Genomic DNA, 24,499 nt, shown 5'->3' with positions numbered 1-24,499 from the left:
GCAAACCACGAATCGTCGTTTTAGGATAAACAACCTTGACGATTTACGTCAATCGTAAATGCAATAGCGGCGCAGACAAAGGCCGCGCCCAGCTCAGAGACAAGTTCCTCAATGGCATAGCCTTCATCGCCGAACCTCTCGCGGCCAAAATCGCGGTCGAGGCGCTTGGGGTACCGCATCCAGTGGGTCAGTTCGTGCGCAAGGGTGGCGTAGTAGGCTTCCGGTTCGCGGAGCGGTCTTCTGTCATGCTGTAGAAAGCCTGATGCCTCCCTCCCTGATGGGCTCCGACGAATGCAAAGAAAGTCTCGACCCGTGCGATACGGGCGACAGGATCAAGGGCAGGCTCTTGCACGGCGTAGAAATGCGCGGGCAACCGGTCCACCTGCTCGGCGCTGATAAAGGGAATCTCACTGTCCACGTCCTCGCCGGTCGCCTCGTCCTGAAGCGCCGCGACCGAAAGGCGGGGTTCGCCCCGGCTGCGTCCGCAGAGTAGCGGAGGATGAAAGCCTTGACGCCCGTGGGGCCGCAGACCCCCCTCTTCTGAAAACGCGGGCAGCGCCCGCCGGTGAGAGCGCCGGCCATGTCGGCCTGCGACACTCGCGATCACTAGAGCATTTCCCTTTCATGCTGGATCGTATCCGCATGAGTTGAAGTAGTTTCTGCATTCTTTTGGCGCGACGAGATGGACGAGCTTGCCAATCATGNCTAGAGCATTTCCCTTTCATGCTGGATCGTATCCGCATGAGTTGAAGTAGTTTCTGCATTCTTTTGGCGCGACGAGATGGACGAGCTTGCCAATCATGTCCCACAGACCAGACACGGTCCGCTCAGCCGCCTTCCTCAGATGTGCCTTGAGCTTGGAGAAGGCCTTTTCGATGGGGTTGAAGTCGGGACTGTAGGGCGGCAGGAACACCATCGTTGCGCCCGCCGCTTCGATTAACGCTCTTGCTGCTGGCCGTTTGTGGCTGGAAAGATTGTCGAGGATCACGACGTCACCGGGTTTCAATGTCGGGACCAGGACCTGAGCGACATAGGCCTCGAACCACTCGCCATTGATCGSACCGTCGATGACCAAAGGCGCGACCATTCCGGTGTTTCGTAGACCGGCGACAAGCGTCGTCGTCTTGCGATGGCCATGCGGGAAACCCATCCGCAGCCGCTCACCTCTGGTGCATCTTCCATGAGTGCGGGCCATGTTGGTCGCGGTCCATGTTTCGTCGATGAACACGAGCCGCGACGGATCAAGATCAAGTTGCTCGTCGAACCACCGCTGACGGAGTTCCAAGACGTCTGGGCGTGCTTGCTCTATCGCGTGGCCAGTCTTTTTTTGCGCGTCTGATTGTGCCGGACAAGGAAACGGTGCAGCGCCGACTTGCTGATGGCGATGCCCTGAGCTGCAAGGGCATCACGAAGTTCGAACAAGGTGCCGTCCCGGTGTTCCTCAAGCCACGACATGATCGCGTCGGCGTTGGCTTCGGTTTTGTACGAATGACGGTCTCCACCCAGCGGACCCGGTCGAACATGGCCCTGACGGACTTGCAGGTTTCGCCACCGGCTCACGCTGGCCGCACTGACGCCAAAGCGCTCGGCAGCCTCCCGGTGCGACGCTCCGGCTGAGACGGCGGCAAGAACACGTGCGCGAAGATCAACGGAAAGGGCTTTCGACATTATCTGCCGACCTCCATCGGCAGAAAGTTTGAATCAGAACCCATCTGATTTGCAAAGCCCAAATGATTCAATCAGTCAGGGAAACGCTCTAACGTAAGGTGACGCCCCGAAGGCGCTTGTTAAGACACCACCTGAGAAAATAGCAAAAAGCCCCGGAAATCCTGGAGATTTCCGGGGCTTTTCGTTTTAGGCCTTGAGTGCGCGGTTGAAGACGCGCGACAGCCGTTCGGCAAAAGCGCGCGGATCCTGCGGCTTGTCGCCATCGAGCACGCGCGCCTGGTCGAGCAGGAGTTGTACGGCGTCAGTCCGGAACGCGATATCGCCGGCGGGGCTGGCAGCCATCGCGGCGATCAGTGCGTGGTTCGGGTTGACTTCGAGGATCGGCTTGGCCGCATCGTCGAGACGGCCGGCGCCTTGCAGCATCTTTTCGAGCTGGCGATCGGGACCGTGCTCCGGCGCGACCAGGCAGACGGCGCTTTCCGTCAGCCGGTCGGACGTGCGAACATCGGAGACCGCCGCGCCGAGTGTTTCCTTGGCGAAGGCAACGAAATCGATGACCAGCTGGCTGGCCTTCGGCGCTTCTTCCTTGTCGCCTTCAGACTTGGCGATATTGCTGAGATCAGCCGCCCCTTGGGTGATCGACTTCAGCGGCTTGCCGTCGAAGTCCGGAGCCGAGGTCACCCAGAAGCTATCGACCGGATCGGTCAAGAGCAGCACTTCGATGCCGCGGGCGCGGAAACCTTCGAGCTGCGGCGAGGCCTTGAGCTGGCCGAGATTGTCGCCCGTCAGATAATAGATCGCCGACTGGCCTTCCTTCATGTCCTTGACGTAGTCGGCGAGGCTGCGCTGGCCCTCATCCGAGGTGGTGGTACGGAAGCGTGACAGAGCGATCAGTTGTTCGCGGCGCTCGTAGTCCTCGTAGATGCCTTCCTTCAGCACGCTGCCGAAGTTTTCCCAAACTTTGTCGAAGGTCTCCGGCTCGCTTTCCGCCAGCTTCTCGATTGCTGTCAGCACGCGGTTGGTGACACCCTTGCGGATACTCGCGAGCAGCGGGCTTTCCTGGATCATTTCGCGCGAGACGTTGAGCGGCAGGTCCGAGGTGTCGACGAGGCCGCGCACGAAGCGTAGGTAGCGCGGCAGCAATTCCGCCTCGTCGGTGATGAAGACGCGTTTGACGTAGAGCTTCATCCGGCCCTTGCGGTCCGGGTCGAAGAGGTCGAAGGGCTTCGAGCCGGGCACGAAGGCAAGTGCGGTATATTCGTGACGGCCTTCGGCGCGGAAATGCACCGTGAGGGCCGGATCGTCATACTGCCCGGCGACGCCACGATAGAAGTCGGTGTACTCTTCCTTGCTGATCTCGCTCTTCTGCTTGGTCCAGAGGGCGGTGCCGTCGCCGACGGAAACCGGCTCGGCCCCGGGCTTCTCGACGACCGAGATCGGCACCGGCACATGGCCGGACTGATCCTTGACGATGCGCTCGACCGTCCAGCGCGAGGTGTAGGTCTTAGCATCCTCCATCAGATGGAGCGTGATGCGCGTGCCGCGCGCGGGGGCATCGGCGAGTTCGGCGGCAGCAACGGTGTAGCTGCCCTTGCCGTCGGAAGACCACAGCCAGGCGTGTTCGGAACCGGCGCGGCGCGACACGACATCGACCTTGTCGGCGACCATGAAGGCGGAATAGAAGCCGACGCCGAACTGACCGATAAGCTGTGCGCCTTCCTTGCCCTGGGCGGCCTCGATGCGCTCCATGAAGGCCCGCGTGCCCGAGCGGGCGATCGTGCCGAGCGCTTCGACCAGTTCATCACGGCTCATGCCGATGCCGTTGTCGTCGACGACGAGACGGCTGTTTTCCTCATCGAGCGTCAGCGTGATGCGCGGGGTGGGGTCTCCGGCAAGAAGCTCAGGCGAGACGATCGCTTCGTAGCGCAGCTTTTCGCAGGCGTCCGCGGCGTTCGAAATCAGTTCGCGGAGGAAGACGTTCTTGTCGGAATAGACCGAATGCACCATCAAATGGAGCAATCGCGCCACATCGGCTTCGAAGACATGTTTCTCTACGGACATTTCGGTTTCGCTCATCGCCTTGGCAACTCCTTGTGCTTTGCGCCCCAATTGGCAAGCTGCGTCCAGAATTTCAAGGGTCGTCTTGCGTGGTACCCATTTCTGTATGATGCTGCACTGCGAACGAACGCTGAAAACTGGCCCACGTATGCTCCTTCCACGGGGTCCAAGGCGACGGTTCGCTACGACGACAAATCGCCGTAACACTCCACTGTTATGCTCCTGCGACCTGAGCAGACGTTCTTGGGTCACCTATGTCGAGTTCATACCGCGGCTCTGCCACCCGTCTCTTTGACTAAAGTCAATGCGAGACGAATTGCATTGTTCTATAGGCTTCAAGCAGCGGGGCCGGCCTTCAATCGCACCGAGGAGTGGACATTATGCCCAAGCATTCCACCATCCCGACAATACCGACAATACCGACATTCGCCGATGCCTATTCCTATTCGCTCGATGCCTGGCAGCGCTCGGTCCTTTTTCTTGACGTGATGCGGCAGCGCGGTGCGCAATATGAGGAGCACCGGACGCAGACCGCTCCGAACGTGCTGGAGTTCGAGGCTCAGCTTGTCCGCGACGGACGCACACTCGCGCGGCCGGTGAACTATGCACTGGTGAGCATCGTTCCTCCCGACGGGGTCGCGATCGATCCGTCGAAGCGCCCCTTCGTCGTTGTCGATCCCCGTGCGGGTCACGGGCCTGGCATCGGTGGTTTCAAGGCAGACAGCGAGATCGGCGTGGCGATGAAGGCCGGCCATCCCTGCTATTTCATCGGCTTCCTTCCTGATCCGGTCCCCGGGCAGACGATCGAGGATATTGCTCTTGCCGAGGCCATGTTCCTCGAAACCGTCATCGCTCGCCATCCGGATGCTGACGGCAAGCCCTGCGTGATCGGCAATTGCCAGGCGGGCTGGGCCGTGATGATCGTTGCTGCGCTCAGGCCGGAACTCTTTGGTCCGATTATCATTGCTGGAGCACCGCTTTCCTACTGGGCCGGCGTCAAAGGGCAAAACCCGATGCGCTATTCCGGCGGGCTCCTCGGCGGCAGCTGGCTGACGGCGCTGACCGGCGATCTAGGCGCCGGCGTCTTCGACGGCGCCTGGCTGGTTCAGAATTTCGAGAACCAGAACCCGGCCAACACGCTTTGGACCAAACAATACAATCTCTATTCGAAGATCGACACGGAGGCCGCCCGCTACCTCGGCTTCGAGCGCTGGTGGGGCGGGCACGTGACGCTGAATGCCGAGGAAATGCAGTTCATCGTCGATGAGCTGTTCGTCGGCAACAAGCTTGCGGCCGGCGAAATCCGAACGTCCGATGGCACGGCGATCGATCTGCGCAACATCCGTTCGCCGATCGTCGTATTCTGCTCGAAAGGGGATAACATCACCCCGCCGCAGCAGGCGCTCGACTGGATCCTCGATCTTTACGACAGCGTCGACGAGATCCGCGCCTACGGCCAAACGATCGTCTATACCATCCACGAGACCGTCGGACATCTCGGCATCTTCGTGTCCGCCGGGGTCGCGCGGAAGGAGCATGACGAATTCGCGTCCAACATCGACCTGATCGACGTGTTGCCGCCCGGCCTGTATGAGGCCGTGCTGACGCCGGCAGCCGGTGTGGACGAGGGACGCGAACTTCTCTCTGGTGAATGGCTGATGCGTTGTGAGGCGCGGACGTTGGAGGACATCCGTGCGCTTGGCGGCAACGATATCGAGGATGAGCGGCGTTTCGCTGCCGCGGCGAAACTGTCGGAAGTCAATCTGGCGCTCTACCGCACCTATCTGCAGCCGGCGGTGAAGGCGGCGGTGACTCCGCCTGTGGCCGAAGCCATGCGCAGCATGCATCCCCTGCGCCTGCAGTATGCACTGTTCGGCCCGGACAATCCCTTCATGGCCTGGACGGCGGCTCTTGCAGAACAAGTGCGACAAAACCGCGAACCTGCGGCTTTAAACAATCCGTTCATTGCGTGGCAGGAGGCGCTGTCGCAGCAGGTGGTGGACGGCCTGGATGCCTGGCGACGGATGACGGAGTACGTGTCCGAGCAAACCTTCCACACAGTTTACGGCGCCCCGGCTCTTCAGGCGGCACTCGGTGTGGATGCCGCCCATGCTCCGCGCAAGGCAGCAAAGAGCCTGCTGCATCAGGAACTTGTTGACGCGCGGATCGCAGACCTTAGGGCCAGGATGGCGGAGGGTGGCACTTGCGAAGGTCTCGCCCGAGCGCTGATCTTCGTCGGCATGGCGCGAGGCGGTGCCGACGAACGCGGCTTTGAGGCGGTTCGGCGACTTCGACGCGCTCACCCGGATGCCAAGCAACTGGATCTCGCCACATTCAAAGCAGTGCTTCGGGAGCAGTATTTCATGCTGCTGATCGACGAGGATGCTGCCCTTGCGGCGCTTCCAAATCTGCTGCCCGAAGCGATCGAGGAGCGTCGCGCCGCCTTCACTGCTCTTCGCGAGGTCCTCGATGCCTCCGGCGCGCTGACGGGTCTTGCGGCCGAGCGGCTGCAACGGGTGGCGGCGATGTTCCGGCTGGACAGCGAGCCTCCGGTGGCGATTAATGCTGGCAAGGCCGTCCGCAATCGTGCCGCATCCTGATCGAGAAGGAGCTTCGACATGTCCGAGGCAACCGCACTGCCGCTTGAGCAGTCCAAATACGATCTGCTGATTGCCACCGCGCGAGACGAAACGCCGGCGGTCACCATCGTCGCGCACCCTTGCGACGAAACCTCGCTGCGTGGCGCACTTGAGGCGGCCGAGACGGGACTGATCAAGCCCGTGCTCGTCGGCCCGGAAACGAAGATCCGCAGCGTCGCTGCCGAACACCGGCTCGACCTCGGTAGCTACGAGATCGTCGACGTGCCGCACAGCCATGCGGCGGCGGCGAAAGCGGTGGCGATGATCCGCGAGGGCCTCGGCGAACTGCTGATGAAGGGCAGCCTGCATACGGACGAGCTGATGCGCGAGGTTGCTGCCTCCGCAACGGGACTCAGGACCGATCGGCGGATCAGCCATGTCTTCATCATGGATGTGCCGGGCCATGCCGAGACGCTGTTCATCACCGATGCTGCCATCAACATCTTCCCGGATCTCGAGGCCAAGCGCGACATCGTGCAGAACGCCATCGATCTTTGGGTCACGATCGGTCTTGGCGAGCCGCGCGTCGCCATTCTTTCGGCTGTCGAGACCGTGACGACGAAGATCCCATCGACGATCGAGGCGGCAGCACTTTGCAAGATGGCCGAGCGCGGCCAGATCACCGGCGGCCTGCTCGAAGGCCCGCTTGCCTTCGACAATGCGATCGACCCGGAGGCAGCACATATCAAGGGCATAAAGTCTCCCGTTGCCGGCCGGGCGCAGATCCTGGTGGTACCCGATCTTGAGGCCGGCAATATGCTGGCGAAGAATCTCACCTTCCTGTCCCATGCCGACGCCGCCGGCATCGTCCTTGGCGCCCGCGTGCCGATCGTGCTGACGTCGCGGGCGGACTCCGTGCGCACGCGTCTTGCCTCCTGTGCCGTGGCCTCGCTCTACGCGGCGCGGCGGCGGGCGACGCAAGTCGCGGCGGTGTAGCCATGGACGCGCTCCTCGTCGTCAACGCCGGATCGTCCAGCCTGAAGTTTCAGGTTTTCGGGATCACGGATGCCGGTCTAGAACGCCGGGTGAAGGGGCAGATCGGGGGCATCGGCACGCGTCCGCGCCTTCAGGCGAAGGCGGCCGACGGAACTGTGCTGATCGATCGAAACTACGAAGCCGACGTCGTCTCCGATTTGCCGGCGGCCATCGCGGCGGCGCGGGACTGGCTGTTGACCCTTCAGGGCTTCACCCTGCGTGCGGTTGGCCACCGGGTGGTGCATGGCGGGCCCGACTATGCCGAGCCGGTGCTCATCGACGCGACAGTGCTGGATCGTCTGGCGAGTTACCAAGATCTCGCGCCGCTGCACCAGCCCAACAACCTCGCGCCGATCCGCCAGGCCATGGCGATCAATCCGGATGTGCCGCAGGTCGCCTGTTTCGATACCGCCTTCCATCACGGCCACCCGAAAGAGGTGAACTGCTACGCCATGCCGCGCAGCTTCTATGACGAAGGCGTTCGGCGCTATGGCTTTCACGGCCTCTCCTACGAATACATTTCGGAGCGCCTGCGCGACGTGGCGCCGGAGGTGGCGGGTGGCCGTGTCATCGTTGCGCATCTCGGCAGTGGCGCCTCGATGTGCGCCCTCAACAACGGCCACAGCATCGAGAGCACCATGGGCTTCACCGCGCTCGACGGCTTGCCGATGGGAACGCGGCCTGGCCAGCTCGATCCGGGCGTCGTGCTTTACCTGATCCTCCAGCGCGGCATGAGTGCCCAGGCCGTTTCGGATCTGCTCTATCATGAGGCAGGTCTGAAGGGGCTCTCCGGTGTGTCGAACGATATGCGCGATCTTCTCGCAAGCGAGGACCCGCATGCCAAACTCGCGATCGATCACTTCCTCTATCGCAGCGGGCTCAATGCCGGGATGCTTGCGGCCGCGCTCGGCGGCATCGACGCTTTCGTCTTCACGGCGGGCGTCGGCGAGAACTCCGCTCAGATCCGTGCCCGCATCGCGGACAACCTCACCTGGCTCGGCGCGGAACTCGATCCGGCCGCGAACGAGGCGGGTGCCACGCTGATCTCCACGCCTTCAAGCCGCGTCGCGCTCTACGTCATCCCAACCGACGAGGAACTGATGATCGCGCGCCACACGCTGGCGCTCCTTCGAACTCGTGCAGCCTGATCCATCGGAGACAATCCATGTCCATTCCTGTCGCCAAGGCCAAACTTCTGGATGGCCGCAAAGGTCTGATCGTTGGCATTGCCAACGATCGGTCGATCGCCTGGGGCTGCGCCCGCGCCTTTCGCGCCTTCGGGGCGGAAGTGGCCGTCACCTATCTGAACGACAAGGCAAAGCCCTATGTGGAACCGTTGGCGCGTGAAATCGAAGCGCCGCTGTTCTTGCCGCTCGTGGCCGTTCCGGGCCAGATGGAAGCCGTGTTCGAGGAGATCGACAAGACCTGGGGGGAGCTCGATTTCCTCGTGCACTCGATCGCCTTTTCGCCGAAGGATACGCTCGGCGGCCGCGTGGTCGACGTGCCGCGCGAGGGGTTCCTCAAGACCATGGACATCTCCTGCTGGTCATTCATCCGCATGGCGCATCTGGCCGAGCCGCTGATGAAGAATGGCGGCACGCTCTTTACCATGACCTATCACGGCTCACAGGTGGTGGTAGAAAACTACAACATCATGGGTGTGGCCAAGGCGGCGCTTGAAAGTGCGGTCCGCTATCTGGCAGCCGAGCTCGGCCCCAAGGGCATCCGCGTCCACGCGATCTCGCCGGGGGCGCTTGCGACGCGCGCCGCTTCCGGTATCCCGGAATTCGACGCGCTGCTCGAAAAGACGAAGGTCAAGTCGCCGTCGCGCGAACTCGTCGATATCGACGATGTCGGCGTTGCGACGGCCTTTCTGGCGCATGACGCCGCCCGGCTGATAACGGGCCAAGTGCTCTATGTCGACGGTGGCTACCACATCATCGACTAGCTGCTGGCTGACCGGCCGGTGCCTGCACGGGTCAGATGTTGCCCATGCAGAGATATTTCATCTCGAGATAGTCTTCGAGGCCGTGGCGGGAGCCTTCGCGGCCGATGCCCGATTGCTTAATGCCGCCGAAGGGCGCGGCTTCCGAGGACATGCGGCCGGTGTTGATGCCGACCATGCCGTATTCCAGCGCCTCGGCCACGTGCCAGACCCGCTTCAGGTTCTCGGCGTAGAAATAGGCGGCAAGCCCATAGATCGTGTCGTTGGCTTCGGCGATCACCTGCTCGGCCGTCTCGAAGCGGATGATCGGAGCGATCGGGCCGAAGGTTTCTTCCTGCGCGACCCGCATGTCGGTCGAGATGCCGGTCAGGACGGTCGGCTCGAAGAAGGTGCCTGACGCGCCGATTCTGTGGCCGCCAGCGCGCACCTTGGCACCCTTGGAAACGGCGTCGGTGACATGGGCCTCGATCTTCTCGATCGCATGCTTGTCGATCATCGGGCCGATGGTGATGCCCGGGGTGAAGCCGTCGCCGACGGTGAGCTCGGCAACTCGGCTGACAAATTTCTCGGCAAAGGCGTCATGCACGCCGGACTGCACATAGATGCGGTTGGCCGAGACGCAGGTCTGGCCGGCATTGCGGAATTTCGCCTGGATGGCGCCGTCCACAGCCTCGTCGATGTCGGCGTCGTCGAAGACGATGAAAGGGGCGTTGCCGCCAAGCTCCAGGCTGACCTTCTTGATCTGGTCGGAGCATTGCCGCATCAAAAGCCGCCCGACCTCGGTCGAGCCTGTGAAGCTGATCTTGCGCACCTTCGGGTTGCTGCAGAGCTCGCGGCCGATCGCGGCACCTTCCGAGGCATAGAGCAGGTTGACGACGCCCGTAGGGAAACCGGCCTTTTCGGCGAGCACGAACATGGCGCCGGCAACGAGCGGGGTCTGCTCGGCGGGCTTCAAGACGATGGTGCAGCCGGCGGCAAGGGCCGGCGAGATCTTGCGGGCGACCATCGAAGCCGGGAAGTTCCACGGCGTGATGGTGCCGACGACACCAACCGGTTGCTTGATGACAAGCATGCGGCGGTCGTTGGCCGGTGCCGGGAAGGTCTCGCCATAGATGCGCTTCGCCTCTTCCGCGTACCATTCGACATAGGCCGCGGCGTGCAGCACCTCGCCCTTCGATTCCGCAATCGGCTTGCCCATCTCGGCGGTCAGGATCGCGGCGAGATCGTCGGCATGTTCCACGATCAGGTCATGCCAGCGCCGGAGCACCGCGCTTCTGTCCTTGGCGGGTTTTGCCGCCCAGAGAACCTGCGCCTTTGCCGCGGCTTCGATCGCCCCATGCGCCTCTTCGATCCCCATCTCCGGAAGGGTCGCCAGCAGCTCACCGGTCGAGGGGTTGAAAACGTCGAAGGTTGCGCCGGTCCAGCCTGCGGCGGCATGTGCAATGGTGTGTAGCGGCGCGAACAGTTCGGCGGCGCGCAGGTGCTTGGTCAAGGCGGGGGTCAAGGTCATTGGCGGGCATCCTCCGGCGATGGTCCGCCGGGAGGCGGCAGACCCGCTTTTGCTTGTTATTGCGGGTGCCGATCGACGTCGGCACCCGAGCTTCACGCGTCTGAATAGACGCGCTAAGTCGCTGTAGCACTTTGAATTGCTGCATAATTTTGTCCTCAAGTCGATCCCGATTTGAGGAATTATGCACCGGGCAACCGCGTTAGCGGTCGCCTGGTCGGGCGTCAACCACGCGCCGCGAGGATCGACGCTTCGAGAATGTCGAGCGCTTCGGCGAAGACTTCGTCCTGGATGGTGATCGGCGCCAGGAAGCGAATGACGTTGCCATGCACGCCGCAGGTCAAGAGGATCAGTCCCTTTTCCAGCGCGATCAGGCGAACCTTGTTGGCGAAGTCGGCGCTCGGCAGGTTGGTCTTCACGTCGTTGAACTCGACGGCATTCATGAAGCCGGGGCCGCGGATGTCGACGATCTCGGGTGCCTGTTCGCGGATGGCGGCAAGGCGCTGCTTGAGCCGGCCGCCGAGCTGCTCGGCGCGTTCGCACAGCTTCTCTTCGGCGATGACATCGAGCACCGCATGGGCGGCGGCGATACCTAGCGGGTTGCCGCCATAGGTGCCGCCAAGGCCGCCGGGGGCCGGCGCATCCATGACTTCGGCGCGGCCGGTGACGGCGGCGAGCGGGAAGCCGCCGGCAAGGCTCTTGGCCATGGTGATGAGGTCAGGCGCAACGTCGTGATGGTCCATGGCGAACATCTTGCCGGTGCGGGCAAAGCCGGTCTGGACCTCGTCGGCGATCAGAAGGATGCCATGCTGGTCGCAGATTTCGCGCAGCGCCTTCATGAAAGCGGCGGGCGCGGGGTAGAAACCACCTTCGCCCTGCACCGGCTCCAGGATGATCGCGGCGACACGGCCCGGATCGACATCGGCGGCAAAGAGCTTCTTGAGTGCTGCGAGCGACTGTTCGGTAGTAATGCCGTGCAGTTCGATCGGGAAGGGGGCGTGGAAGACGTCGCCCGGCATCGCGCCGAAGCCGACCTTATAGGGAACGACCTTGCCGGTCAGTGCCATGCCCATGAAGGTGCGGCCATGGAAGCCGCCGGAAAAGGCGATGACCGCCTGGCGACCGGTCGAGGCGCGCGCGATCTTGACGGCATTTTCGACAGCTTCGGCACCGGTGGTGACGAAGATCGTCTTCTTGGCGAAGTTACCGGGCGTCAGCGCGTTCAGGCGCTCGGCGAGGTGCACGTAGGATTCGTAAGGCACGACCTGATGGCAGGTATGGGTGAAGCGATCGATCTGCGCCTTGACCGCCTCAATGACCTTGGGGTGACGATGGCCCGTGTTGACGACCGCAATGCCGGAGGCGAAGTCGATGTAGCGATTGCCTTCCTTGTCCCAGATCTCCGAGTTTTCCGCGCGATCGGCGTAGATCTGGGTGGTCATGCCGACGCCGCGGGAGATGGCGGCGTTCTTGCGGTCGGTGAGGCTGGTCATGGCGCGTTCCTGTCACGTCTGGAGCTAATATATTGCATTTTTTCTGCAAGTTTATTCTGGAAGTGGTACACCTTTCACAGTCGATTGCAAATCAAATTTGGTGATCGAGACAACACGGGCGCTGATGCGGCGTCCTTGTCAGATCTCAATCGTGACGGGTAAGGTTGCGGACACGTCTGAACTGCACGGATTCGTGCAGCGCCGGCGGGCGGTAAAGGGAAGTTGGAATGGGCGCTGTGCGCTACAAGGTTGCCGAGGCGGCGCGTCTGGCGGGGGTCTCCGCTTCGACTCTGAGGTTATGGGAGACGCAAGGGTTGGTCGTGCCCGAGCGCTCGCCGACGGGACATCGGCAATATACGGAGGGCGATCTTGCCCGGCTGAAGCGCATCGCCTGGTTCCGCGTCGAACGTGGGCTGAACCCGGCCGCGATCCGCGAGGCGCTTGAGGCGGAAGGTGCCGGGGACGACGCTGTTTCGAGCGCGGGCGAGGGCGGCGACAATCAGGTCGGCCGCAAGCTCAGAAGCTTGCGGCACGCGGCAGGAAAGACGCTCGAGCAGGTTGCCGGCGACATCGGCATCGCCGCATCGGTGCTCTCGACGCTGGAACGCACCTCGCAGGGTGTCTCGGTGGCCGTCCTGCACAACATCGCGGAATACTTCGGAACCACCGTTTCCAGCCTCTCCGGCGAGGAGGAAGCGGATGCGCGGGCCGTGGTGCGAGCCGGCGAATGGCGGACCTGGCCGCGCACGACGCCCGGCGTCACCGTGCAACTGCTGGCCGACGGCCGCAACCAGATGGATTGCCACCGCTTCGTGCTGGAACCGGGGGCTTCCAGCGAGGGCGCCTACCGGCACGAGGGCGAGGAGTTCGTCTATGTTCTCTCGGGCCGGGTTGAGTTCATCCTCGACAGCGACCAGTTCTACGACCTCGGCGTCGGCGACTCGCTCTATTTCGAGAGCAAGAGGCGCCATGCCTGGACGAACCGGCACGACGGTGAAACCGTCCTTCTTTGGGTCAATACGCCACCGACATTCTAAGGCCCCGGCCGACTTGAGGCGCTTTCGTTTCTGAAACAATACAAGGGCTTGCGGCCTCGGCCCGGCGGCGGTGACCGGCGCCTCGGTCGTCACGGTCGACCGCCCGCAGGCGAGCTCGGCGCGCTGCCGCCATTCCAGCGGTCAAAGTTTGGCCCTATTCGACCCTAGAGTTTTAGGGGCCGCCTTCAATGCGTCGTGCGACCGATCAGACCTTTCACGCTTCTCTTGAAGCAAATGGCAACCTTGCGGCAAAAATCGTAGCTGACCAGAGAGTTGGCTCCACAAGGAACAGGGCCCGCAAGGGTCGGAACTCCGAGGGGATGTTCAATGTTGAATACGCGCGACCGTCAGTTGGACGGGTTGCGGGCCGCTGCCGTTTCCATGGTTCTGTACGCGCATTTTTTTGCCGCGGACGATTCCCATTGGGGACACATCGGTGTGCGGCTGTTCTTCATTCTCAGCGGCTTTCTGATCACGCGGCTATTGCTCGACGCCCGTTCCGCCGCTCAGTTCGAACCGGCGACGGCTCTCAGATCCTTCTACGCGCGTCGCGCCTTGCGTATCTTCCCACCCTATTTCGGCATGCTGGGCGTCCTGTGGCTGTTCAACCTGGAGGGCGCCAGGGAAGGCTGGGTCTGGCACGCGCTTTACCTCTCGAACTTCTGGTACGCGGTCAAGGACGCGTGGACACCGTGGGTGCTCTGCCACACCTGGAGTCTCAGCATAGAAGAGCAGTTCTATATCGTCTGGCCGCTTCTCGTTCTGCTGACGCCGCGCCGTCTGCTCGGGCGGCTTTGTGTCGGTGTGATTGCCTGTTCGCTGGCCTACCGCTTCTATTGGCCGCTGACAGGCGCCCCCTCGCTCGCGCGCGATCTGCTGCCGCCGGCCTCGATGGATGCGCTGGCGGCGGGTGCCCTCCTGGCCGTCCACCGATCGCATGTCACAGCCTGGCCGCGATGGATGGCGGCCAGCTGGCTGCCGCTTTCCATCCTGTCGCTCGTCCTCCTTTGGGCGCGCTCGACTGCAATGGGGCCGGTGCCCGATTGGCTGGTGTGGATCGGCCTTGAAGTTTCGCCCCTGGTTCCGCTTGCAATGTTGGTGGGCAGCGCCTCCGCCGGGTTCCGCAACGATTTCGGCAGGCTGCTCGAACTCCCGCCGCTGACGGCGCTCGGGCGCGTCAGTTATGGCGTCTACCTGTTTCATCCGGTCGTGTTGGCGCTGGTCGTCAAGGCGCAGGCGTGGATACCGGTCAATGTTTCCGAACAGGGCTTCGGGCGTTTGCTCGTTGCCGGTTCCGCCACTTTGGTCGTCGCGGCCGTCTCCTGGCTCGCCTTCGAGAAACCGCTCAACGCCCTGAAACGGTACTTCCCCTACCTTCGCGCGGGCGGCCGGCGGAGTAGATCGGCCCCAAATGCCGGAAGCTCTGTCAACTGGCTGCAGGGGAAAAAGGGTGAGCGGCCGCAGCCGACCTATCGCACGGACGCCGCTGGCAGGGAAAATGCGCTCCATGCTTCAGATCTGCAATAACGTTCGAGAATGCCCATGACCGTTCCGTTGGTTTCCGTCCTGCTGCCCGTCTACAACGCCGAGCCCTATCTGGCTGCGGCGCTTGAGAGCATTCTGAAGCAGGATTATCGACGGCTGGAGATCATCGCTATCGACGACGGTTCGCGCGATCGTTCGCTGGAAATCATGCGACGCTATCAGCAGGCGGACGACCGCATCACCATCGTCTCGCGCGAAAATCGCGGTCTGATCGCGACCTTGAACGAAGGCCTCACGCTGGCGAAGGGCGACCTCATTGCCAGAATGGACGCGGACGATATTTCCTATCCCTCGCGACTGTCACGCCAGGTGTCGCTGTTCCAGCGGCAGCCGGAGCTTGCGCTGTGCGGCTCGGGTATCGACACGCTGCTTGGCGACCGTATCATCCGCGGCACGCCCAACCCGATCTATCAGCCGGCGAGCCTGCGGGCGCTGTCGAAGTTCTTCACGATCTTCATCCACTCGACCGTCGTCTTCAACAGGCGCGTCATCCCGCAGGATATGCTGACCTATGATGCGCATTACGTGCATGCGGAGGATTTCGATCTCTTCCGAAGGGTTGCCGAGCGTTTTCCGGCCGTGATGATCGACGAGGCGCTGATCGCTTACCGCATTCACGGCAACAGCGTTACGAACACGCATAAGCGCCAGATGCGCCGCACGCATTTGCAGATCGTCGGCGAAAATCTCGAACGCGAAGAGCTTTGCGACGGTCCCTCTGCCTTGAATGATATCGGCCTCGCAGTGACGTCGGAAACGATAGGGCGTGCCGCTGCGTGTATTCTCTCGCTTGAGGCCAGGGTCTCGGCGCTTCCTGCGGAAACCCGCGCCGGATACGAGGCGGGCGCGCTGAATTTCTTCTATTTTCTCTATCAGCTCGTCAGCGACGAGCGGCGGCCGGAACTCACCCACGAGTTTTTGACGCAGACGAGAAAATGGGGGCTCATCCGTCGCCGGGAACGATATGGCCTAATCGCCGGCGCTCGAGTGCCATGGTGCAGCCGCATGACGTTGGCTGCTTCAAGCCGGCTGGATGCTGTGTCGCGGTATCTGCAATCCGTGCCTGCGACGAGCGTCCTTCCGCAGCAAGGGATGCGCTAGCATGACCGTCGAGGGCCTGAAGTGGACAGCGGCGGAACGCAGCGACATGGTGGAGACGCCACGGCCGCCGTCGCCCCCCGCACGCAACGCGCTTTTCGCAAGCTTTATCGTCTGCACGCGCAATCGTGCGGCGGCGCTCGAGACCTGCATTCGATCGATCGAGACAGTTTGTGGCACCCATGCTGCCGGCCGGTGCGAGTTGATCGTTGTTGACAACGGTTCGACCGATGACACGCCTGAACGCATTGCCCGGATGGTTTCCGCTTCCCCGCTGGCAATCACGCACCTCATCGATACCCGACCGGGCCTCGCTGCGGCGCGCAACACGGCCATGGCACGCGCGCGTGGCGGCATTCTGGTTTTCATCGACGACGATTGTGAAATCGACACGAACTATCTGGCTGACCTGGAGCGCCACTACGCAAGCGGCGAAAGCGGAATCATTCGCGGCGGCCGCGTGGAACTCGGAGATGCCAGAGACCTGCCCTTCACGATCAAACGATCGAACGCGCGTGAGCGGTTGACGTGTGACATTCATCCGGGTGGCTTCGTCTTGGGCTGCAACATGACGATGCATCGCGAGGTTGCGCTGCGTGTCGGGGCATTCGACGAACGCTTCGGCGCCGGCACCTCCCTGCAGTCGGCCGAAGACACCGACTATCTGCTGCGCGCCTACAGGCTCGGTATCCCGATCGAATATGTCCCCGACATGCTCGTCTTCCATCACCACGGCCGACGCACCCGCCTGGCAATCGAGAGGCTTCACCGCAACTACAGTTTCGGCAACGGCGCGCTTTGCATGAAGCATATCCGCACGACACCATGGTTGCTGCGGCATTTCTGTTGGACCGTCCGGTCGGCTATCAGGGAAGTCTTCGGCGGCCCCCGGTTCGACCCCGTCCTGCACCTGTCGCATTGGCCAATCGTTTTCATGAACCTGCTCGGCGCTCTCAAGTTCATGAGCCTGTCCGTCGCCGAGCGGACAACGGGCCCGGTCGAACAACGGGCCCGAGAGCAACTCCAGCGCTGAGGACGGCCGCGATGTTCAGAATTCTCTTGCCGAGCCTGCAGCTGTTGCGCAATGCACTGGATGGCCAGATGCGTCTGCTTCCGCTCGTGGTGGTCCTCGGCCTCTGCAGCGCGGCACTGGAGGGCGTCGGTATCGGCCTCATCATTCCCATGCTGGGCATTATTGCCGGCGACCAAGATCCGGCGGCACTGAGCGGCGTCTCCTCTCTTTTCCAGCAGGTCGGATCGGGACTGGACGATCGCGAAAGGCTGATCGTCATCGCCGCTGCTGCCTTTGGGCTGATCTGTCTCAAGAACGTCCTGGCTTTTGCCAACACGGTGCTTGCAACCTTCATCTACGGCAAGGCTGGCCACGCGATCCGAAGCGCACTGTCGGGTCAGTTGCTGCGCATCGGCTACCCGTTCTTCATGAAGGAGAATCCCGGGCGCTTGCTCAACATCATTTCGAACGAGTCCTGGCGAGCATCCGACGCGATACAAACCGTACTTGCTGCCCTTGTGAATGGCGCGGCCGCCGTCATCCTGCTCGCGTTCCTGCTGCTGTTGTCCTGGCAGATGACGTTGTTCGTGGCGCTCGGCCTCGTTCTCGTGCAGCTCGTACACTACGTCCTGTCTGCAACCCTCACGGGGCCGAGCCGCGATGTCACCTCCTTCAACGGCGAGCTGGCGGCACGCATGCTCCACCTGGTCCACGCCGGCCGCCTGATCCGGATATTCGGGCAGGAGGCGCGGGAGAAGGCCGCGTTCGATGGGGCGTCGGATTCGGTCAGGCGCGCCGCCTTCGCACTACAGGCCCGCCAGGGCATGCTGCCACCGCTGACCGAGACGCTCCACTCCGCTCTCTTCCTTGGAGTGGTCGTCAGTGCCTGGTCTGCCGGCATCAGTTTTCCTGTGATCGTTGCCTTCGTGGTTCTGCTCTATCGTTTGCAGCCGCATGTGCGTGCCTTGCAATTGTCCTGGAGCCAGATCCAGGGCTGGAGCGGATCGCTGGAGGAGGTGCATTGGTTGTTGGACTCGTCCGGCAAGCCGCGGCCGCCGGAGGGGAGGGAGCCTTTCAGCGGGCTGCGGCAGCGGCTCAGATTTGATGACGTCACTTTCCGCTATCCGAGCTCGGGTTCCCGAGACGTCGTGCTGCAGTCGGCGGCGTTCGAAATCCGAGGCGGCCGTTCGACGGCGCTTATTGGCCGGTCCGGTGCCGGCAAGACGACGATCGTCAATCTGCTATGCCGCTTCGTCGAGCCGGATGAGGGAAACATTCTCGTCGACGATGTCCCGCTGAACCGGATCGACCCGGTGCAATGGCGAAGCCGGATCGCGCTCGCGAGCCAGGACCTGGAACTGGTTGATGGAACGATCCTGGAGAACATCACCTATGGCCGGGAGGCGACCACCGCAGCCGAAGTGGAGCATGCGGCCAGGATGGCCGAAGCGCATGGCTTCATCGAAGGCTTGCCGCAGGGCTATCAAACCGTCGTCGGCTATCGAGGTGCCAGCCTTTCGGCCGGGCAGCGGCAGCGGGTCGCGCTCGCCAGGGCCCTGGTGCGTGATCCGGATATCCTGATCCTGGACGAAGCCACCAACGCGGTCGACGGGCTATCGGAAGCGGCCATCGTCGAGACGCTGAAGTCGAGAGCGGGACGCCGCACGACGATCGTCATCAGCCATCACCGCAGCACGATCTCGTTCTGCGACGAGGTCGTCATTCTCGGCGGCGGCCAAGTGAAAGGTCAGACAGCTTTCGCCGACGTGGCCGCCTTGAGCATGGATCAGCTTTACGAGCACGAAACCGCGAAAAGGCAGCGGGCTTGAGGGGGGGCCTTGTCCCCGTTCTCTCCAGTTCGCTTGGCCGATCCCAGCCTTCGATGACCGAAACGAAATCGGCGCGCGGCCGTATGATCACGGGCCGCGCCGGTTTGTTTCTCATAGGAATAGGCCGCCCGCTTCCCGTGGTCTCAATGATGTAAGCGGAAAGCGGGCGGGTCCTCGGGATCAGGCTGCCGCGTAGCGCTTTGCCATTTCCGGCAGGCGCAGCGTGCGGATCTTCGATGCCTTGCCGGCCGTGCGGAAGGCTTCGAAGCGCTCCTTGCAGACCTCGGTCATCAGCGCGGTTGCCGGCTTCAGGTAGTTGCGCGGGTCGAAATTCTCCGGGTTTTCGGCGAAGTTCTTGCGGATCGTGCCGGTCATCGCGAGGCGCAGGTCGGTGTCGATGTTGACCTTGCGCACGCCAAGCGGGATCGCCTTCTGGATTTCAGAGACCGGAACGCCCCAGGTCGGCTTCATCTTGCCGCCATAGGTGTTGAAGAGATCCTGAAGATCCTTCGGCACCGACGACGAGCCATGCATGACCAGATGCGTGTTCGGCAGCTTCTTGTTGATCTTGGCGATCGTCTCGATCGACAGGATGTCGCCATCGGGCTCGCGGGTGAACTTGTAGGCGCCGTGGCTGGTGCCGATGGCGACGGCCAGTGCATCGACACCGGTCTTGGTGACGAAATCGAGCGCCTGGTCCGGATCGGTCAGTAGTTCCTCGCGCGACAGCTTGCCTTCGAAGCCGTGGCCGTCTTCCTTGTCTCCGGCGCCGGTCTCGAGGTTGCCGAGGCAGCCGAGTTCGCCTTCGACCGAAACGCCGGCCGCATGCGCGATCTTCACGACCTCTGCGGTGACGGCGACATTGTATTCATAGCTGGCGACGGTCTTGCCGTCCTTTTCGAGCGAGCCGTCCATCATGACGGAGGTGAAGCCGTTGGTGATGGCCGAGATGCAGGTCGACGGCTGGTCGCCGTGGTCGAGGTGCAGACAGACGGGGATATGCGGGTATTCCTCGGCAGCACCCAGGATCAGGTGGCGCAGGAACGCATCACCCGCATAGGAACGGGCGCCGCGGCTTGCCTGAAGGATCACCGGACTGTCGGTGGCATCGGCGGCGCGCATAACGGCCTGAATGTATTCGAGATTGTTCACATTGAACGCCGGCAGCGCGTAATCGTTCTCCGCCGCATGGTCGAGCAGTTGCCGCAATGTGATCAATGCCATTCGGTATTCTCCCTTGGTGCTCGGCGCAGCCTTCCCGGTGCGCCACAAAAACAATCCCGGCTTGAAGCGCCGCATGAACATCATCGCAGGCAAGCGATGGCCGGAATTTCCGTGCGGCGTGACAGCGCGCGCGAATTGGTCGCGCCCACCGAAGTCAGGCGCACAATAGTTCATCGAAGTGGTTTGACAACCGGGCAAAAGGCAGGTTGCCAGAGGTCGAAACGCGCTTCAATCGATTTTACTGTGGACTGGATGCAACACCTTTCCGGTGAACTGGTTTCACTTTCTGGTGGTGCCTTTGAGGGGAGGAAGGCAAGAGTCGCATTTGCGACCGGTGCGTGTATATTTCGTACTGCACACCATGCCGGTCGAGTGCGCGGTGGAAACAGTCTGTCTACATGAAGTGAGGGGTTCGCAAGAAGATTGCGGCGAACGGCGCCATTCTTTACGCACATTACGTAAACTGCCGGCAAAATTCACAAAGTTTGCACGGTCGATGATTCGACGGTGGCTGCGGCCGTGTTTTGTCGACAAAAATTGCCGACCTAAAACGTTGCAGGAGATTTCCCGAAATTGCCCTGCTTCCGTCACACGTCCGTCGCAAAGGCGACGAAAAGAATCGCAAACGAAATACAACCTATAGGATAGAAGGAATTCTGTCCTATAGATAAAGATGCAGACAGCCGCAGAATCCGCCTTGCGTTTGAGGACGATTTGCACTTCTCTCCTGCGATCACAAACCCAAAACAAGGGGAAGGAGAGAAACAAAATGGCATCACTGAAACTCAACCTTAGCGCTGCCGCGCTGATCGGTTCGCTGCTCATCGGAGCAAGCCCGGCGCTCGCCGAAGCTGTCCTGCATCGCGGCAATGCGGGTGAGCCGCAAACCCTGGATCAGGCCCATACCTCGATCAACATCGAAGCGTTCATCCTCAAGGACCTCTACGAGGGCCTGACGATCTATGACGCCGCTGCCAAGATCGTCCCAGGTGTCGCTGAAACGTGGGAGCTCTCGGACGACGGTACGGTCTACACCTTCAAGCTGCGCGCCGATGCAAAGTGGTCGGACGGTTCGCCGGTAACGGCAGAAGACTTTGTCTTCTCCATCCGCCGCGTCGAAGATCCGAAGACCGCGGCCGGCTATGCCAACATTCTCTTCCCGATCAAGAACGCCGAAAAGGTCAACAAGGGTGAACTGCCGACCGACCAGCTCGGCGTGAAGGCTGTCGACGAAAAGACGCTCGAAATCACGCTTGAGCGCCCGACCCCGTTCTTCCTGGAACTGCTGGCGCACCAGACCGCGCTTCCGGTCAGCAAGGCAAGCGTCGAAAAGAACGGCGCTGACTTCGTCAAGCCGGGTGTCATGGTTTCGAACGGCGCGTTCACGCTCGCCGCCCACGTTCCGAACGACAGCCTGACCGTCGTCAAGAACGCCAACTATTGGGATGCGGCCAACGTCAAGCTCGACAAGGTCATCTTCTACCCGATCGACGACCAGGCCGCTTCGGTTCGCCGTTTCGAAGCCAAGGAAATGGATCTCGTCTACAACTTCTCGGCTGATCAGATCGGGCGTCTGCGCACGTCCTACGGCGATCAGGTCCATGTTTCGCCGTCGCTCGCGACGTATTATTACGCCTTCGACACCCGTCAGGAGCCCTATAGCGACGTGCGCGTCCGCCAGGCTCTGTCCATGGCCGTCGACCGCGACTTCCTCGCCAAGGAAATCTATGCCGGTTCGCAGCTCCCCGCCTATTCGATGGTCCCCCCGGGCATCGAAAGCTACGGTGAGCCGTCCAAGGCCGAGTTCGGCACGCTGTCGCAGCTCGACCGTGAAGACAAGGCCGTCGCCCTGATGAAGGAAGCCGGCTACGGCGAAGGTGGCAAGCCGCTCGATATCGAGTTGCGCTATAACACCAACCCGAACCACGAGCGTGTTGCGACCGCTGTCGCCGACATGTGGAAGAACACCTTCGGCGCCAAGGTGTCGCTGGTGAACCTCGACGTGTCCTCGCACTACGCCTACCTGCAGGAAGGCGGCAAGTTCAACGTTGCCCGTGCCGGCTGGCAGGCGGACTACGCGGACGCAGAGAACTTCCTGGCACTCAGCGTCGGCTCCAACAAGACCTTCAACTACGGCCACTTCGAAAACGCTGAATTCGACGGCCTGATGAAGAAGTCCTACGACGAGCAGGATCCGGCAGCCCGCTCGAAGCTGATGCATGAAGCAGAAGCGCTGCTGATGAAGGAACAGCCGATCGCTCCGCTTCTGACCCAGGCCGACCTGTGGCTGGTTGCCAGCCGCGTCAAGGGCTGGGCGGACAATGCTCCGAACGAGCACCTCAGCAAGTTCCTGAGCATCGCCGAATAACGAACAGAGACGACGCGCGGTAACAGGCCGCGCGTCGCCTCCGGAGCACGTCCATGATTTCCTTCATCCTCCGCCGATTGGCGAGTGCGGTGCCGACCTTGTTTATCGTCGTCACCATATCCTTCTTCCTGATGCGGTTCGCCCCTGGTGGCCCCTTCAACCTCGAGCGTCCTCTTCCGCCACAAACGATGGCGAACCTGATGAAGACGTATCAGCTCGACCAGCCCCTTTGGCGCCAATACACGCACTATCTCAGCAATGCTGTGACCGGCGACTTCGGCCCGAGCTATGTCTATAAAGACAACAATGTCGCTGAATTGATCAGCAAGGGTCTGCCCTATTCGATGGAGCTCGGCTTCTACGCGCTGTTGCTTGCTCTCATCGGCGGCGTGACTGCCGGCACGATCGCCGCGCTCAGGCAGAACAGCATTCTCGATTTTGCGATCATGTCGGTCTCGACGATCGGCGTCACCGTGCCGAACTTCGTTGTCGGTCCGGTGCTCGTGTTGATATTCGCGGTCGGCCTTTCGTGGGTTCCCTCCGGCGGTTGGGGTGATGGATCGTTCCGCTCCCTGATCCTGCCGATGATTGCGCTGGCACTGCCGCAGGTTGCGGTTTTCGCGCGCCTGACACGCGGATCGATGATCGAGGCGCTTCACACCGACCACATCCGAACCGCCAGGGCCTACGGCCTACCTGCGCGAACGGTTGTGGTGACCCACGCGATGCGCGGCGCGATGCTGCCGGTCGTGTCCTATCTCGCACCCTGTGCCGCGGCGCTGCTGACCGGTTCGGCTGTCGTCGAGACGATCTTCACCATTCCGGGTGTCGGCCGTTACTTCGTCCTCGGCGCGATCAACCGTGACTATACGCTGGTGATGGGCACGGTCATTCTCGTTGCAATCTTCGTCATCGTTTTCAATCTCCTGGTCGACATTCTCTACGGCCTGCTCGATCCGAGGGTTCGCCATGACTGATATCGTCCAGACCCCGGTGGTGACACCGGAAACCAAGGGGCGCAGCCTCTTCCAGCTCGCCGCCATGCGCTTCAAGCGCAACCGTGCCGCCATGGCCGGTTGCGTGATGCTGGCACTGATCGCGCTGTTCTCGTTCTTAGGTCCGCTGTTTGTGCCGCATACCTATGACCAGGTGTTTCCGTCATACGTCACGAAAGCCCCCAGCCTCGAGCCGCGGCCCGACGTTTCGACGTTGCAGGGGGTGATGGAAGGCATCGCGACCCGCGCCCGCGTCACGCTCAAGGAGTTCAATCTCGAGGGTGAGACCTTCACCGCGACGATCACCTCGGAACAGCCGATCGATGCGCGCGCAACGCGCTATTTCGATCGCGCCAACGAGTTCCGCGACACCCAGGTGGTGGCAACGGAAGATGACGGCCGCACGCTGAAAGTGACCGGTCAGGTCGACCGGGAATACTTCCCCTTCGGCACCGATTCCAACGGTCGCGATCTTCTGGTCCGCGTCATGCTCGGTGGCCAGATCTCGATAGCCGTCGGCCTGCTGGCGAGCCTCGTTTCGCTCGGCATCGGCGTCGTCTACGGCGCGACATCGGGCTATATCGGCGGCCGCGTCGACAACGTCATGATGCGACTGGTGGAGATCATGTATTCTCTGCCCTTCGTCTTCCTCGTCGTCGTTCTCGTCGTGTTCTTCGGTCGCTCGTTCATCCTGATCTTCCTGGTGATCGGGGCGGTGGAATGGCTCGACATGGCCCGTATCGTGCGCGGCCAGACGCTTGCGCTCAAGCGGCGCGAGTTCGTCGGCGCCGCGCAGGCACTCGGCCTGACCGATTGGCAGATCATCCGCCGGCACATCATCCCCAATACGATCGGTCCGGTCATCGTTTTCGTGACCGTCGTCGTGCCCAAGGTGATCCTGCTCGAGAGCTTCCTCTCCTTCCTTGGCCTCGGCGTTCAGGCGCCGCTGACGAGCTGGGGAGCGCTGATCTCGGAAGGCGCAAACAACATCCAGTCGGCGCCGTGGCTGCTCATCTTCCCGGCCATCTTCTTTGTCCTGACGCTGTTCTCGCTGAATTTCGTTGGCGACGGCCTGCGCGACGCGCTCGACCCGAAGGATCGCTGAC

The 24,499-nt window shown here is 62.1% G+C and carries 18 protein-coding genes; 12 read left to right on the top strand and 6 right to left on the bottom strand.

Annotated elements, in window-relative coordinates; all coding sequences use genetic code 11:
* Nucleotides 1–20: 20 nt before the first annotated feature.
* From ASE60_RS36170 to htpG, 3 genes are all read right to left on the bottom strand, one after another.
* Nucleotides 21–179, bottom strand: a complete 159-nt coding sequence (locus ASE60_RS36170) for a zincin-like metallopeptidase domain-containing protein (protein WP_348272218.1) — start codon at nt 177–179, stop codon at nt 21–23.
* Nucleotides 180–721: 542 nt separating this feature from the next.
* A protein-coding gene (locus ASE60_RS33405; RefSeq protein WP_156414573.1) for an IS630 family transposase occupies nt 722–1,668 on the bottom strand; the annotation gives its coding sequence in 2 pieces (ribosomal slippage) (nt 722–1,320 and nt 1,320–1,668; 948 coding nt in all).
* 186 nt (nt 1,669–1,854) lie between these two features.
* Nucleotides 1,855–3,744, bottom strand: a complete 1,890-nt coding sequence (htpG, locus tag ASE60_RS04475) for a molecular chaperone HtpG (protein WP_057248543.1) — start codon at nt 3,742–3,744, stop codon at nt 1,855–1,857.
* 362 nt (nt 3,745–4,106) lie between these two features.
* Here htpG and ASE60_RS04470 point away from each other — a divergent pair, with 362 nt between their 5' ends.
* The 4 genes from ASE60_RS04470 to fabI are packed head-to-tail and all read left to right on the top strand — an operon-like array spanning nt 4,107 to nt 9,288.
* Complete coding sequence (locus ASE60_RS04470; protein ID WP_057248542.1) at nt 4,107–6,326, top strand: DUF3141 domain-containing protein; 2,220 nt, start codon at nt 4,107–4,109, stop codon at nt 6,324–6,326.
* Between the two features lie 18 nt (nt 6,327–6,344).
* A complete protein-coding gene (locus ASE60_RS04465) occupies nt 6,345–7,301 on the top strand; it encodes a phosphate acetyltransferase (protein ID WP_057248541.1) in 957 nt (318 codons plus the stop codon).
* Nucleotides 7,302–7,303: 2 nt separating this feature from the next.
* Complete coding sequence (locus tag ASE60_RS04460) at nt 7,304–8,488, top strand: acetate/propionate family kinase (RefSeq protein WP_057248540.1); 1,185 nt, start codon at nt 7,304–7,306, stop codon at nt 8,486–8,488.
* Nucleotides 8,489–8,505: 17 nt separating this feature from the next.
* Nucleotides 8,506–9,288 carry an enoyl-ACP reductase FabI gene (gene fabI, locus ASE60_RS04455; protein ID WP_057248539.1) on the top strand — a complete coding sequence of 261 codons (783 nt, stop codon included), beginning with the start codon at nt 8,506–8,508 and terminating at the stop codon, nt 9,286–9,288.
* Nucleotides 9,289–9,319: 31 nt separating this feature from the next.
* Here the strand turns inward: fabI and ASE60_RS04450 are convergent, their stop codons facing one another.
* Both ASE60_RS04450 and ASE60_RS04445 read right to left on the bottom strand, forming a co-directional pair.
* Nucleotides 9,320–10,795 (bottom strand): NAD-dependent succinate-semialdehyde dehydrogenase, encoded by a 1,476-nt coding sequence (locus ASE60_RS04450; RefSeq protein WP_057248538.1) that lies wholly within the window; start codon nt 10,793–10,795, stop codon nt 9,320–9,322.
* Between the two features lie 221 nt (nt 10,796–11,016).
* Entirely contained in the window at nt 11,017–12,285 is a 1,269-nt protein-coding gene (locus ASE60_RS04445; protein ID WP_057248537.1) for a 4-aminobutyrate--2-oxoglutarate transaminase, read from the bottom strand.
* A 227-nt stretch (nt 12,286–12,512) separates the two neighbouring features.
* Here ASE60_RS04445 and ASE60_RS04440 point away from each other — a divergent pair, with 227 nt between their 5' ends.
* The 5 genes from ASE60_RS04440 (at nt 12,513) to ASE60_RS04420 (ending at nt 18,806) form a co-directional block, all read left to right on the top strand.
* Complete coding sequence (locus ASE60_RS04440) at nt 12,513–13,322, top strand: MerR family transcriptional regulator (protein ID WP_057248536.1); 810 nt, start codon at nt 12,513–12,515, stop codon at nt 13,320–13,322.
* A 327-nt stretch (nt 13,323–13,649) separates the two neighbouring features.
* Nucleotides 13,650–14,849 carry an acyltransferase gene (locus tag ASE60_RS04435; protein ID WP_057248535.1) on the top strand — a complete coding sequence of 400 codons (1,200 nt, stop codon included), beginning with the start codon at nt 13,650–13,652 and terminating at the stop codon, nt 14,847–14,849.
* A 15-nt stretch (nt 14,850–14,864) separates the two neighbouring features.
* On the top strand, nt 14,865–15,968 hold the full coding sequence (locus tag ASE60_RS04430; protein WP_057248534.1) for a glycosyltransferase family 2 protein: 1,104 nt from the start codon (nt 14,865–14,867) through the stop codon (nt 15,966–15,968).
* Between the two features lie 46 nt (nt 15,969–16,014).
* The gene (locus ASE60_RS04425; protein ID WP_057248782.1) at nt 16,015–16,998 is read left to right on the top strand and encodes a glycosyltransferase family A protein; all 984 of its coding nucleotides are present in this window, start codon (nt 16,015–16,017) and stop codon (nt 16,996–16,998) included.
* Between the two features lie 11 nt (nt 16,999–17,009).
* A complete protein-coding gene (locus ASE60_RS04420) occupies nt 17,010–18,806 on the top strand; it encodes an ABC transporter ATP-binding protein (RefSeq protein ID WP_057248533.1) in 1,797 nt (598 codons plus the stop codon).
* Between the two features lie 180 nt (nt 18,807–18,986).
* Here ASE60_RS04420 and fba read toward each other — a convergent pair whose 3' ends face one another.
* Nucleotides 18,987–20,030 carry a class II fructose-bisphosphate aldolase gene (gene fba / locus ASE60_RS04415; RefSeq protein ID WP_057248781.1) on the bottom strand — a complete coding sequence of 348 codons (1,044 nt, stop codon included), beginning with the start codon at nt 20,028–20,030 and terminating at the stop codon, nt 18,987–18,989.
* Between the two features lie 769 nt (nt 20,031–20,799).
* On the opposite strand from fba, the gene ASE60_RS04410 reads away from it, so the two are divergent.
* The 3 genes from ASE60_RS04410 to ASE60_RS04400 are packed head-to-tail and all read left to right on the top strand — an operon-like array spanning nt 20,800 to nt 24,498.
* The gene (locus ASE60_RS04410) at nt 20,800–22,398 is read left to right on the top strand and encodes a peptide ABC transporter substrate-binding protein (RefSeq protein WP_057248532.1); all 1,599 of its coding nucleotides are present in this window, start codon (nt 20,800–20,802) and stop codon (nt 22,396–22,398) included.
* A gap of 53 nt (nt 22,399–22,451) precedes the next feature.
* A complete protein-coding gene (gene oppB, locus ASE60_RS04405; RefSeq protein WP_057248531.1) occupies nt 22,452–23,375 on the top strand; it encodes an oligopeptide ABC transporter permease OppB in 924 nt (307 codons plus the stop codon).
* Nucleotides 23,368–24,498: an ABC transporter permease subunit gene (locus ASE60_RS04400; protein ID WP_057248530.1), complete on the top strand. Its 1,131-nt coding sequence runs from the start codon at nt 23,368–23,370 to the stop codon at nt 24,496–24,498. Before oppB ends, ASE60_RS04400 begins: the two co-directional genes overlap by 8 nt.
* Nucleotide 24,499 lies beyond the last annotated feature (1 nt).

Origin of the sequence: Ensifer sp. Root278, from assembly GCF_001429285.1 — a bacterium.
Lineage (GTDB): Bacteria > Pseudomonadota > Alphaproteobacteria > Rhizobiales > Rhizobiaceae > Ensifer.
The sequence above is the reverse complement of the archived record's forward strand: the minus strand, read 5'-3'. Positions and strand labels throughout refer to the sequence as shown.

Excerpts from the sequence above, each read along its gene's own strand:
- ASE60_RS36170 (WP_348272218.1), bottom strand. The coding sequence starts at position 179 with ATGCGGTACCCCAAGCGCCTCGACCGCGATTTTGGCCGCGAGAGGTTC.
- oppB (WP_057248531.1), top strand. The coding sequence starts at position 22,452 with ATGATTTCCTTCATCCTCCGCCGATTGGCGAGTGCGGTGCCGACCTTG.
- ASE60_RS04465 (WP_057248541.1), top strand. The coding sequence starts at position 6,345 with ATGTCCGAGGCAACCGCACTGCCGCTTGAGCAGTCCAAATACGATCTG.
- ASE60_RS04460 (WP_057248540.1), top strand. The coding sequence starts at position 7,304 with ATGGACGCGCTCCTCGTCGTCAACGCCGGATCGTCCAGCCTGAAGTTT.
- fabI (WP_057248539.1), top strand. The coding sequence starts at position 8,506 with ATGTCCATTCCTGTCGCCAAGGCCAAACTTCTGGATGGCCGCAAAGGT.
- fba (WP_057248781.1), bottom strand. The coding sequence starts at position 20,030 with ATGGCATTGATCACATTGCGGCAACTGCTCGACCATGCGGCGGAGAAC.
- ASE60_RS04400 (WP_057248530.1), top strand. The coding sequence starts at position 23,368 with ATGACTGATATCGTCCAGACCCCGGTGGTGACACCGGAAACCAAGGGG.
- ASE60_RS04430 (WP_057248534.1), top strand. The coding sequence starts at position 14,865 with ATGACCGTTCCGTTGGTTTCCGTCCTGCTGCCCGTCTACAACGCCGAG.
- htpG (WP_057248543.1), bottom strand. The coding sequence starts at position 3,744 with ATGAGCGAAACCGAAATGTCCGTAGAGAAACATGTCTTCGAAGCCGAT.
- ASE60_RS04440 (WP_057248536.1), top strand. The coding sequence starts at position 12,513 with ATGGGCGCTGTGCGCTACAAGGTTGCCGAGGCGGCGCGTCTGGCGGGG.
- ASE60_RS04445 (WP_057248537.1), bottom strand. The coding sequence starts at position 12,285 with ATGACCAGCCTCACCGACCGCAAGAACGCCGCCATCTCCCGCGGCGTC.
- ASE60_RS04435 (WP_057248535.1), top strand. The coding sequence starts at position 13,650 with ATGTTGAATACGCGCGACCGTCAGTTGGACGGGTTGCGGGCCGCTGCC.
- ASE60_RS04420 (WP_057248533.1), top strand. The coding sequence starts at position 17,010 with ATGTTCAGAATTCTCTTGCCGAGCCTGCAGCTGTTGCGCAATGCACTG.
- ASE60_RS04425 (WP_057248782.1), top strand. The coding sequence starts at position 16,015 with ATGGTGGAGACGCCACGGCCGCCGTCGCCCCCCGCACGCAACGCGCTT.
- ASE60_RS04410 (WP_057248532.1), top strand. The coding sequence starts at position 20,800 with ATGGCATCACTGAAACTCAACCTTAGCGCTGCCGCGCTGATCGGTTCG.
- ASE60_RS04450 (WP_057248538.1), bottom strand. The coding sequence starts at position 10,795 with ATGACCTTGACCCCCGCCTTGACCAAGCACCTGCGCGCCGCCGAACTG.
- ASE60_RS04470 (WP_057248542.1), top strand. The coding sequence starts at position 4,107 with ATGCCCAAGCATTCCACCATCCCGACAATACCGACAATACCGACATTC.